The sequence below is a fragment of the Streptomyces rugosispiralis genome, from assembly GCF_024505145.1.
In the GTDB taxonomy this organism is placed as follows: domain Bacteria; phylum Actinomycetota; class Actinomycetes; order Streptomycetales; family Streptomycetaceae; genus Streptomyces; species Streptomyces rugosispiralis.
The window spans coordinates 84,448-95,611 of record NZ_JANIAA010000025.1 but is presented as its reverse complement, the minus strand read 5'-3'; the positions used below and the strand labels follow the sequence as shown (position 1 = coordinate 95,611).

General features: G+C 66.6%; 10 protein-coding genes and 1 pseudogene. 4 read left to right on the top strand and 7 right to left on the bottom strand.

What is annotated here, in order from left to right; translation table 11 throughout:
* The first annotated feature begins 349 nt into the window (after positions 1-349).
* Positions 350-1,237: a radical SAM protein gene (locus NP777_RS30100; protein WP_256653319.1), complete on the top strand. Its 888-nt coding sequence runs from the start codon at positions 350-352 to the stop codon at positions 1,235-1,237.
* A complete protein-coding gene (locus NP777_RS30095) occupies positions 1,234-2,373 on the top strand; it encodes a methyltransferase domain-containing protein (protein ID WP_256653318.1) in 1,140 nt (379 codons plus the stop codon). The genes NP777_RS30100 and NP777_RS30095 overlap by 4 nt, the downstream gene beginning before the upstream one ends.
* Positions 2,374-2,429: 56 nt before the next feature.
* On the opposite strand, the gene NP777_RS30090 is transcribed toward NP777_RS30095, so the two are convergent.
* Both NP777_RS30090 and NP777_RS30085 read right to left on the bottom strand, forming a co-directional pair.
* A complete protein-coding gene (locus NP777_RS30090) occupies positions 2,430-2,969 on the bottom strand; it encodes an acyl-CoA thioesterase (RefSeq protein WP_256653317.1) in 540 nt (179 codons plus the stop codon).
* 113 nt (positions 2,970-3,082) lie between these two features.
* Positions 3,083-3,337, bottom strand: a pseudogene (locus NP777_RS30085) (acyl-CoA thioesterase); the annotation flags it as partial.
* 107 nt (positions 3,338-3,444) lie between these two features.
* Here NP777_RS30085 and NP777_RS30080 point away from each other — a divergent pair.
* Entirely contained in the window at positions 3,445-4,764 is a 1,320-nt protein-coding gene (locus tag NP777_RS30080) for an LCP family protein (RefSeq protein ID WP_256653316.1), read from the top strand.
* Between the two features lie 349 nt (positions 4,765-5,113).
* Here the strand turns inward: NP777_RS30080 and NP777_RS30075 are convergent, their stop codons facing one another.
* The 3 genes from NP777_RS30075 to NP777_RS30065 all read right to left on the bottom strand — a co-directional run bounded on the left by NP777_RS30075 (position 5,114) and on the right by NP777_RS30065 (position 6,894).
* The gene (locus tag NP777_RS30075) at positions 5,114-5,962 is read right to left on the bottom strand and encodes a protein kinase domain-containing protein (protein WP_256653315.1); all 849 of its coding nucleotides are present in this window, start codon (positions 5,960-5,962) and stop codon (positions 5,114-5,116) included.
* 82 nt (positions 5,963-6,044) lie between these two features.
* Positions 6,045-6,491, bottom strand: a complete 447-nt coding sequence (locus tag NP777_RS30070; protein ID WP_256653314.1) for a glycine-rich domain-containing protein — start codon at positions 6,489-6,491, stop codon at positions 6,045-6,047.
* A gap of 157 nt (positions 6,492-6,648) precedes the next feature.
* Complete coding sequence (locus NP777_RS30065) at positions 6,649-6,894, bottom strand: hypothetical protein (protein WP_256653313.1); 246 nt, start codon at positions 6,892-6,894, stop codon at positions 6,649-6,651.
* 745 nt (positions 6,895-7,639) lie between these two features.
* On the opposite strand from NP777_RS30065, the gene NP777_RS30060 reads away from it, so the two are divergent.
* A complete protein-coding gene (locus NP777_RS30060) occupies positions 7,640-8,980 on the top strand; it encodes a tetratricopeptide repeat protein (RefSeq protein WP_256653312.1) in 1,341 nt (446 codons plus the stop codon).
* Positions 8,981-9,289: 309 nt separating this feature from the next.
* On the opposite strand, the gene NP777_RS30055 is transcribed toward NP777_RS30060, so the two are convergent.
* Together NP777_RS30055 and NP777_RS30050 are read right to left on the bottom strand one after the other, a co-directional pair.
* Positions 9,290-10,084, bottom strand: a complete 795-nt coding sequence (locus NP777_RS30055; RefSeq protein WP_256653311.1) for a protein kinase — start codon at positions 10,082-10,084, stop codon at positions 9,290-9,292.
* Positions 10,085-10,091: 7 nt separating this feature from the next.
* Positions 10,092-11,009 (bottom strand): radical SAM protein, encoded by a 918-nt coding sequence (locus NP777_RS30050; protein ID WP_256653310.1) that lies wholly within the window; start codon positions 11,007-11,009, stop codon positions 10,092-10,094.
* Positions 11,010-11,164: the final 155 nt, after the last annotated feature.

Below are 11,164 nucleotides of genomic sequence, written 5' to 3'. Positions count from 1 at the left end.
GCTCGGCACACACTTCCGCGCGGCTCCCCCTCGCCTCCCACTGTTCTGCGACCGCCCACGACCTAAGCGGCACCCGCGAGGTCATACTCGCCACCTACCGAGCGCCCACGCCTCGACTGGCCGCCCGATGGATGCAAGCCGAAGCGCTGCGCCTCGCCCGCCTGTTCGACACCGGGTGCCAACCCTCCCCGGCGAGGGCGGGCCGGCGCCGTCGGAAACCGGCGAAGCACGCCGCCCGTTGACCGCCGCCCCCGCGTTTTTACCGGTTCCCCCGCGGCGCGGGGGCGGTGCACCACCCCAGGCGACCGCAGGGTCAGGGTCGCACCCGTCTACTCATGGAGGCACTCACGTGAGCACAGCTACCGTGATCGGTATCCAATCCGTTGAGCTGGAGATCACCGGGACCTGCCAACTCCGGTGTACCCACTGCTGCACCGACAGCAGCCCGCAGGCGCCCTCCGGGCACATGACCCGCGACGACTGGTCGCACGTCATCGCGGACGTGGCCGAACTGGGCATCCTCCTGGTCCAGTTCATCGGCGGCGAGCCGACCCTCTCGCCGCACCTGCCGCAGTTCATCGACGAGGCGCTCGACGCCGGCCTCGGCGTCGAGGTGTATTCGAACCTCACCCACGTACGGCCGTCTCTCTGGGACTCGTTCAGCCGTAAGGGCGTCTGCCTCGCCACGTCCTACTACAGCGACGACCGGGCGCAGCACGAGGAGATCACCCGCACGCGGGGAAGCCTCGATCGCACCAGGGCGAACATCGTCGAAGCGGTCCGCCGCGGTATCCCGATGCGTGCCGGCATCGTCGAAGTGATCGAGGGGCAGCGCGTCGAGCAGGCCAAAGCGGAGCTGCACCGGCTCGGCATCAAGGAAATCCAGGTCGACCGTATGCGCAAGGTCGGACGTGCGGCCGAGCCGGACACGAGCATGCCGACCGCCGCCGAGCTGTGCGGGCACTGCTTCCGGCACCGCGTGTCCGTCTCCCCCGACGGGGCCGTGTCCGGCTGCATCCTCAGCCGCTTCATGGTCGCCGGCAACGTCCGCGAACAGCGTCTCGCCGAGATCCTGCACAGCGACCGGTGGGGCGAGATGATTGCAGCCGTGCCCGAGCCGCGCGCCGATGCCTGTACCCCGGCCGATTCGAACGACTGCGACCCCGCCCGCACACCCGCCTGCGCCCCGAAGCACTTCGCACCCGCCCCGCCTCCCTCCCTTGGAGTTCACGCGTGAACTGGTCCGCCCGCGCCGTCGCTCTGGCCGGCGCCGCGACACACCGGCACTCCCGATGGGCACCGGCCGTCGCCGCTACGCCACGGCATCTGTTCGTCCCCCGATGGTGGGAGCGCGGTTCGGACGGCTGGGAGCTGCACGACGGCCCCTCAGACCCGGATCGCTGGCTTGACGCGGCGTACCGCGACACCTCGCTCGTGACCCGTGTCGGTCCCTTACACGCCGACCACGCCACGGAGGCCGACCGGCCGCACGGCCGGCCGACGTCCTCGGCCACCCTGCCGAGCCTGGTCGTGGGCATGCTCCAGCATGCCCGCATCGACGATGGCGACCGGCTGCTCGATGTGGGCACGGGAAGCGGGTACGGGGCCGCCCTCGCTGCCCGCCGGCTGAGCGACGAGCAGGTGACGAGCGTCGATGTCGACCTCTACCTGACCGAGGCCGCCCGCAAGCGGGTAGGCGAGGCTGGGGTCGCTCCCACGCTCGACACGATCGACGCGACCGGGGACCTGCCGTACGACCCCGCGAGCTTCGATCGGATCGTCGCCACCGTGTCTGTACGCACCATCCCCGCAGGCTGGCTCCGGGTCCTTCGCCCCGGCGGTCGGCTGGTGACCACGATCGCCGGTACCTCCCTTCTCGTCACGGCCGAGAAGGACGAGGACGGCGGCGCGACCGGGCGCGTCGAGTGGGACCGGGCAGGGTTCATGCACGCTCGTCACGGTGACGACTACCCGCCCGGTGTGGCCGTTCGTCTCGCCAAGGCCGCGGAGCTGGACGGAGATGAAGTGACCCGCGGTCCGTACCCCGTCGTCGACGTGGCGAACGCGTGGGACCTCGCATCCATGCTCGACGTCGAGGCGCCCGGTATCGAGCACGAGTACCGGGAGGACGGCGAGCAGCGCGTCGCGCTCATGGCACATGCCGACGGATCGTGGGCCCGTGCGACGGCGACCGGGAACGAGCGGCCCACCGTGCACCAGGGCGGCCCCCGCCGACTGTGGGACGCCCTCGACAAGGTCCGCGACTACTGGCTGAGTCACGGCGAGCTACCGGTGCGAGGGGCCCGGGTGGACATCATGCCCGACGGCCGTACCTTCCTCGGCCGCGGCAAGTGGCAAGCCGAGCTGAGCTGACCTGAGCGCACCACCACACGCCCCCGTCGGGATTTCCTGGCGGGGGTGTCCGCGTCTTATTCGCTCGGACGCTGCTCGCGCAGCTCTCGAATGGCGCGGCGCCGGGCAAGCCGGTGCGTACGTCTGATCTGCGCCTCTTCAAAGCGCCGCTTGTCGCGCTCTGTCTCCGGAAGCACAGGGGGGACCGTGCGCGGCTTGCCGTCGGCGTCGACCGCGGCGAACACCAGGTAAGCCGATCCGACCTGCTGCGCCGGCGTCGACTCGTTCCAGCGCTCGGCCTCGACCCGTACGCCGATCTCCATGGACGTACGGCCAGTCCAGTTGCACTGTGCGTGAACATGCACAAGATCGCCCACACGGACGGGCAGGAGAAACGCCATTTCATCCATGGACGCCGTTACGGCGGGGCCGCCCGAGTGCCGACCCGCGACTGCTCCGGCCGCATCGTCCACCAACTTCATGATCACGCCACCATGGACGGTACCGAGCAGGTTGGTGTCGGCGGCCGTCATGATGTGGGACAGCGTCGTACGCGACGCCGATGTCGGCTTGCCGGGAAGGTCGTCCCCTGCCGACGTAGGGCCCTGATCAGTCATGACACCACCATAAGCGGACGGCCCCGACGCCTTACTGTGACAGCGTCGGGGCCGCCTGTAGCTGCTTGCCGCGTTCCCGCTGGTCAGCGGGTTTATGTCTTAGGGGACTAACCGTGGACGAGGTCGCCGACTCTGACCGGTTCGAGGAAGGCCATCTCGTCCATCGACGCGGTGACCGCGGGCCCCTCGGAGTGGCGTCCGGCGACCGCTCCGGCGGCGTCGTCCACCAGTTTCATGATCACGCCGCCGTGGACGGTCCCGAGGAGATTGGTGTCACTGCCGGTCATGATGTGTGACAGTGTGGTACGAGAGGCGGAGGTGGGCTTTCCCGGAAGCTCCGGTTCCGCACCCTGGGCCTGTTTGGTCATGTCGTCCACCTTATGCGGACCAGATTCTTATCAGGTCTGCAACAGCCCTGCCGCGATCCGGCACCCGCCCTGTAATGCGACCCACCCGACCAGGCACACTGCATCGCATGAGCGAATGGCCCCAGGGATGGTCCGGCGACGGTAGCGGCCGGTACGGACGTGGTAGCGGCAGCTCCGAGCCGGAGGGGGCTCGCGCGATGCCACAGGTGAGGCGCGGCGCGCCCGGTGCGGGCGGTCCACCGCCGTACGACGAGCCCCCGCTGCCGCCCGACCTCTCGCCCCGCGGCACCGTTCCGCGGCAGCAGGCGTCCCAGGGCTATGACGACTACGACGACGGTTACAACACCGGTCAGGTCTACGGCCGCGGCGACGGCGGACCCGGCGGCGGCGACCACGGCCCGGGTGGCCCCGGCGGCCGCGGCCCGCGTCCGGTGAGGCCGAAGAACTGGAAGCGCCGGATAACCATCGGCCTGGTCACCCTGATCGTCCTGCTGCTCGCCGTCGGCATCGGCACCTACTTCTGGGCCGACTCCAAGCTCCGCCGCGAGGTCGACCTCAGCAAGGTCGAGGACCGGCCGGGCGGCGGCAAGGGCACCAACTACCTGATCGTCGGTTCGGACAGCCGCGAGGGCATGTCCGACGCGGACAAGAAGAAGCTGCACACCGGCTCGGCCGACGGCCGCCGCACCGACTCCATGATCCTTCTTCATGTCGGTGACAACGGCAACACCATGGTCAGCCTCCCGCGTGACTCCTGGGTCACCATCCCGGCCTTCACCGGCTCGGAGAGCGGCCGGCGGATCCCGCAGAGCCAGAACAAGCTGAACGCCTCGTACTCCTCCGAGGGCCCCGGACTGCTCGTCCGCACGATCGAGTACAACACCGGCCTGAAGATCGACCACTATGCGGAGATCGGCTTCGACGGCTTCGCCAACCTGGTGGACGGCGTCGGCGGCGTCGACATCGACATCCCGCAGGACATGAAGGACAAGAAGTCCGGCAATGACCTGAAGAAGGGCAAGCAGACGCTGAACGGCCAGCAGGCGCTCGCCTTCGTCCGGCAGCGCTACGGCCTCGCGGGCGGCGACCTGGACCGCACCAAGAACCAGCAGAAGTTCCTGTCCGCGCTGGCCAACAAGGCGGCCTCGCCGAGCACGATCTTGAACCCGTTCAAGCTCTACCCGACGATGGGCGCCGGCCTGGACAACCTGGTCGTCGACAAGGGCATGAGCCTGTGGGACGTGAAGGACATGTTCTTCGCGATGAAGAGCGTCTCCGGCGGCGACGGCAAGCAGATGAACATGCCGGTCTCCAACCCCGGCCTGGCCACCTCCAAGGGCAGCGCCGTGCAGTGGGACATGGCGAAGGTCAAGCAGCTGATGGGCGAGCTGAAGAACGACGACAAGGTCACCGTCTCCAGCAACTGATCCGAACGGGAGAGACGAGCGGCGCCGGGCCCGATGGGCCCGGCGCCGCTCGTTCGTTCCGGCCGACCGCGGAAGCGTTCCGGCCGGCTACGGAAGGTTGCGCGCCATCACGATGCGCTGCACCTGGTTCGTGCCCTCATAAATCTGCGTGCTTTACAGGCCGTAGGGCCGTGACTTGCATGAACGACCCCTTCAGAGGGGGTCTCCCCAGGATTTCCCCATGATCACTGGGCTCCCGGGGCCGCTGTTGGTCATGCGTTGGTCACGTGACCAGCCCTGCCTGAACTGCGGCGAGCCCCGCCCATCCGTCCCAGGGGGTAGATCGGATGGGCGGGGCGATCAAGGGGGCTCAGCGCCCGCTGCTCAGTTCCTTACAGACTTCGGCACTCGTGGGCCGGTCGGCCGGATCGGGGCTGAGCATGGCTTCGATGAGCTTGCCGAGCACTCCGGGCACATTCACCGGGCGGTGCGGTCCGTCCACGATGGCTTGCCGCTGATCCTTGCGGCTGGCGTCGTCCGGGTACGCGACATGGCGCAGTCCGGTCGCGCTGATGAAGAGCGAGGCGCCAAGGGCGTAGACGTCCGCTGCCATGGTCGGGAGGGCCGTACCAGTCTCCAGCACGCTCCGGGAAATCTCGGGGCTCTCGTAGTGGACCAGACAGCCCCGATAGCTGAAGTCATACGCGGCAGGGATGGCGCCGCCGTGAGCCAGGGCGAGATCAATAAGGGCCGTTCCCTCATCGCTGATGATCAGGTGTGCGGGTTGAATGTCTCCGTGCGCCCACCCCGTGGCGTGCAACGCGGCTACGGCTTCCGCGCACGACAGTGCTTCGCCTAGGTCGGGCTCTGATGAGGCCCCTTCGGCGCGGTGCGGCTGCCACAGGTCGTACAGGCTGTCGCCCTGGTACCAGGGTTGGACGTTCCAGGTGCCGTGTTCCCATTCGCCGTAGCTGACGTTGCCCCTGTCGAGCTGCTGCAAGATCGCACCCTCGCGGGCGGGGGCCAGGGCCGTCCATTCCTGGGCCTCCCATTCGCTTGTTGCCTTGATTGGGTAGCCGAGCTTCACGGCGTACCGGCCCTGCTGCGTCTCAACCTCCCAAACAGTTGACCCGCGCCGGTCGAGTACGAGCCGCCTTCCTGAAGCCACCAGCGTCTCTAAGACGCTGGTGGGGATCTCGTACGACGCTGCTTCGGCCACGAAATCTGATCCTCTCTAGAAGAGCGAACCGCCCCTCAGCATGTGCCGAGGGGCGGCCCTGTCTCACATCACCGGCCGGAGATTACTCCGCCTGTCCGTACGGCCGTCCGCAGTCGGAATCGCACTGCGCGGCGTTCTCGCCGTTCACGGTCCACAGGTCATCGAAGACCATGAAGCCCGCCGCCTTCATGGCGTGCGCGCTGGCCGTGACCGCTTCCAGGGTGCGCCCGCCGCCACCGGGGGCGGGGTTGTGGTGCAGGAAGCGCCCGGCGTGCTGGTCGCAGAACTCCCCGTACGCCTTGGTGTGCAGGATGAAGGCGTGCAGACCCATGTCCACGTCGTCCGACGGGACCATGGGCACGGTGGCGGTGGCCACGGTCGCGAGGAACGCAATCGCCTGGTCGGCGATGCGCTCGGCCCGCTCCGGGGTCTGCCCGTTGTGGGTGGCCACGAAGTGAGCGAGGCTATCGAATAACTCTTCGCTGACCAGTGAGCGGCCGGTCCGCTGGTCGTTCACTACTGTTGTCATTGCTGTGATCCCTCCCTGGTTGAAGTGGTGCATGGCACTTGCTGACCCGCCCCGACCGCTAGCCCTTCCTGTTGCGCACGATCGGGGCGGGGGCTCACCCACCCACCAGGCGGGAATCAACACCGTCCGGCGGGTGGAGTCATGGGATGCGTCAGGGCTACTCGCCGCTGGAGTCGGGATGCGGCCGTGCCTCGTTGGGGAACTTGACGTTCCTGGAGTCAGTCATCCACTCCTGTCCGCCCCTCTGGGGGCGGAGGAACGCGATGAGTGGGCCCGGCATCTGGTGATCGAAGATGAGTTCATCGATGTCACAGACGGCTTGAAGAACGCCCAGACGTCCCGTGGCGGCGTCGTAAGCCTCCTCGCCCGGCTGGGGCCCGTTGTACGGCGTCGGCTCGTTCACCCGATCCACCCCCATCGAGGTCCGAACGGAGGCATCGTGTGACCGTCCGGATGGTGCCGGATCTTCAGTTCAAGATCGGCGGCCAGCCGATAGTCACCGGCTTCCATGGCCTTGGCCTTCTCCTGCTTCAGCCGGGCGCACGTGGCACATGAGGTCATCGGGTCAGCCCGTCGCGCCCAAGGTGCTTGTCAATCCTCTGATTCAGGGCGTCCGCACGCTCGTCCAACTCCTGCTGAGTCGGGGGCTTGGGCGGGCCTTGCTGTGCCTCCTGCGGTTGGGCTGGAGGCTCGATCGCGCTCACCGCGAGATCCCCGAGGCTCGCTGCCGCTCGTGCCGCAGGACGTACAACGGCACGGGGTCGGTGTCCCAAGCGATCGGGAAACGTTCTCCGGCCGCGATGCGCGGGAGCTGAAGCGTGGGCGTGTCTGCGTTACAGACAGGCACGCAGGCCGGGGCGGGTAGGGGCACGGCAGCGGGTGCCGGTGCGAACCTTGAGGTATCGACTGTCCGATGGCGACCGGTGGCGGGGAATAACCTCCGCAGCCACGGCCTCATGGATCGGGCGATACGCTCTCTCATGTTGACGCTCCTTCGTAGCGTTGGCCATGCCCCCGGACCGGTCGCACGGTTGCGGGGGTCCTTCTCGCTCTAGGCAACCGCTCCACTACGCATCGCGATACCGTGGCAAGAGCGGCAGTTTTCAAGAGCTTTAAGCGCCTGCTTTAGCCGGGGAGTTGAGCGTGTCGTGAGTGAGCGGGAGCCGAACGAGGGCCTGGAACGGCTGTTCCAAGAGACCGGGTGGACGCTGCGGCAGCTCGTCCAGGAGGTCAACCGCATCGGCACCGAACGCGGAACGCCACAGAAGTACCGGGAGCCGTCCGCCCATCAGTGGCTTAAGGGGCACATGCCGAAAGAGGCTGCCCGACCGCTGATCTTGGAGGCGTTCGCCCGGAAGCTGGGCCGACCGATCACGCACGCTGAGGCAGGATTCCCCCTGCCTGCCAACGAGTCGAACGCACGCCCGAGTACCGTTGAGGCGTTGATCGACTTGGGGAGGCGGGACATGGACCCTTCGCGCCGCAGTGTCCTTGGCGTGAGCCTCTTCTCTGTCGCGTTGACTGTGCCCAACTGGCCGGACGTTGCAGGCCGGATGGAAGCCATTCAGACAGGGCAAGTGCAGCGCATAGGGATGCCTGACGTCCATACGGTCGTGGCCATGACCGAACGGATCTCAGAGCTTGATGATCAGTTCGGTGGCCGACACGCACGCCCCATGGCCGCAGCTTTCCTTGTCAATACGGTGGCTCCGTACCTTCGAGCCGACGCCACAGAAGAAGTCCGCAAAGCGATGATGTCGGCTGCGTCGGATCTGTGTTACCTCACCGGGTACATGGCTGTGGATGAAGGGGTTCACGGACTGGCTCAGAAATATTACTTGAAGGCTTTGGAGTTGGCTGGAGCCTCAGAGGATCACCTAACCTATTGCACCACGCTGCGAGGTATGAGCGTCCAGGCAGTCGATCTAGGGCATGGCAGGACCGCGATGCGGCTTGCCGATGCCGCTGCTGCTGCGTCCCCCAAGGCCGGTCCCAGGATGCGGGCATTTCTCGCTGGTCAACAGGCGCACGCTTCGGCGCAGATTGGCGAAAAGACCAAGGCTCTCATGTACCTTCGGGAAGCAGAAATTGCTATGGATAAGGCCGAGTCTCAACAGAAAGCATTCGGGTCATATGATCCGGCGGCCTTGAACTATCACACCAGCCAGGTTCGCTATGAGCTCGGTGATGTGACTGGTGCAGTCGAAGCAATGAAGCAATCAGACCGATTGAGGTATGACGTTTATCGGCGCACTCGCGTCAAGGAGCGGGCCATTCTGGCCGAACGGCAAATCGCTATAGGACACGTGGAAGCAGCATGCGCCACTTGGCACAGCGCGCTTGACGACTACCCGCTAGTCCAATCAGGGAGGGCCGATCAGCGAATGCAAAGCATGCTGAAACTGATCAAACCGCACCTAAAGAATCATGCCGCCCGCGACCTGAATGACCGCGCACGAATGGTCATGCCTGCCTCGCTGCTGGACTGAGAAATGCGCGTGCCCCGACCGGATAACTCCGGCCGGGGCACTTTCTTTGGTTGGTCAGAGGAGAGCACGGAAGGGGTTGTTGGATCGGTTGAGAGGGGTGGGCCACTTCACGGACTGGGCAGTAACCCTGCTAGGGGAGGTTCCTGGCCATCACGATGCGCTGGACCTGGTTGGTGCCCTCGTAGATCTGTGTTTTACCCATCACCCGGCTCTGGCCTGCGCATACGCCCCCCAGAGGGCATCCTCCAGGATTTCCCCGTGCTCACTTACCCGTCCGCACAGGCCACGAGTCACCGCCGATCACCTGGTTCACAGGTACACGCCTCGGTGTGTGGCCCACGCCTCAGTTGCCTCAGCCATGGCAGCCAGCCACCGCTCTCCGGGCCTTCGAAGAGCCCTGTGGCGGTTCATACGGGCGTAGGCCACCGCGAAGGCGTCGATGGCCTTCGGGTCGGCGTTCGCCCAGGCCGCGCATGTGGACACCCACGACTCAGCACTCTCCGGCGTGTGGTCGGCGGCAACGAGCTGCACCACGAGCATGGCCGGATCGATGAACGCCGCGCCCCTGGTCGGCCAAGACCAGTCCACGACCCAGGACCGCTGGCCGATAAGCAGGTTGCTCGGGTTGATATCCGCGTGGAGGAGCGTGTCGCCCCGGAACAGGGCTGGAGCGCCCCTGTCGGCGAACCAGTCCCACCTGGTCTCTGTCCAGCCCCGGACGACCCTCGGAAGCTCCATGTCGTGGATGCGATTGAGAAGATCCACAACCACCGGCAGGTCTGCTGAGGCAGGCGTGAAGTCGGTCTCTCGTCCCTTGACCAACTCGAACCCGAGGACGATCCATTCCTCGTCTTCAACTGACCAGAGCAGGGCCGGGGCGACCGATCGAACGAACGGGTTGATCACCTTCTCCCGCACCATCTGATCACGCCGACCACCGGGGCGGTTCTTCATCGCCTTGACGAAGAAGGGCCCGTTCTCGCAATCGACGACGGCAAGGAGATCCGTGCTGAACCCGTGCCCGTCAGGCGGACCGATACGGGTCACCTGGCCCGTGTACGGCCTGATCAACGCCCTGAACCCGGGGCCGGGATCGAGAGGCATCAGGACGCTATCTCCTTGGGTTGCAGTAGGTGGACGGACTGCCTGGGCTGCATTCCTGATCATCAGGGCCGCATGCGGCAGGCACTTGTCCTTGGGGGGCGCAGGGGGTTTGGGCAGGGTAACAAGGGCTCTGGTCGGGATAGCAGCTTTGGGGCTCGCATTGCAGCTCGGGCCGAGTGCGGACCGCGCTGCGGATCGCCACGTTCGCCTCGGTCATGGCAGCGCTGCCGAGGATGGCGGCCAAGGCGTCTTCCTGAACGTTCCCTACGCTCATCCAACCTGAGAAGACGCACGGGGAAACCTCGCCACCAGGGCCGATGGCAGCTCTGCCGGAGCCGCATCGGCCGCAGAGCCCAGATGCGTCCGAGTCCTGGCCCTGCCCACCCCGTCCGAAGGGGCGAACGTAATCCACACCGATCCTCGTCACGCCCAAGGCCTCAAGATCACGCCGGGCCGCGTCGATGGTCTCCTCGCTATCGCCGATGACCCCCACACGCAGCGGGATGCCCAGTCGAACGGCTTTCGCGATGTTCTTCCGCGTCCGGGCATGGCTGGGGCGGCCGGTCATCGCATTGTGGTCCGCAGCCTGGTCCGAGTAGTACGACGTGGCAAGGCCGCCCCCTTCTCGCTGAAGGAGCGTCCACCACTCCGCCGCGATGTGGACGAGATTGCTAAAGATCTCGACGTGCAGGCCGAGGACCAGCGCGTGCTCGGCAAGGGTGGCGGCGTGAGGGTGCACGGTCGGCTCGCCGCCGATGAACTGAACGCTGCGGACGCCCAGGCGTGCGGCCTGGTCCAGGACGCTGATCCAGTCGTCGCGGGCCATGGCACCGTGGGTACCGTCGGGCCCGGATGAGTTGTAGCAGTGCGTGCAGCGGAGCTGGCACTTCCGTGTCAGGTCCAGCCACAGGAACCGGGGTGTCATCTCTGCGCTTCCGCGACCGTTGTCACTGGCCTGTCCCTTCTTGCCCCGCGATCGCTCACGCCACCGCGTGGCGCTCAACAGGGGGACGCTCAAAGACCAGCTTACGAAGGCAGGTTGAACGGGAGTGGACCGCCGCTAGGGCACGGTGACTCTGG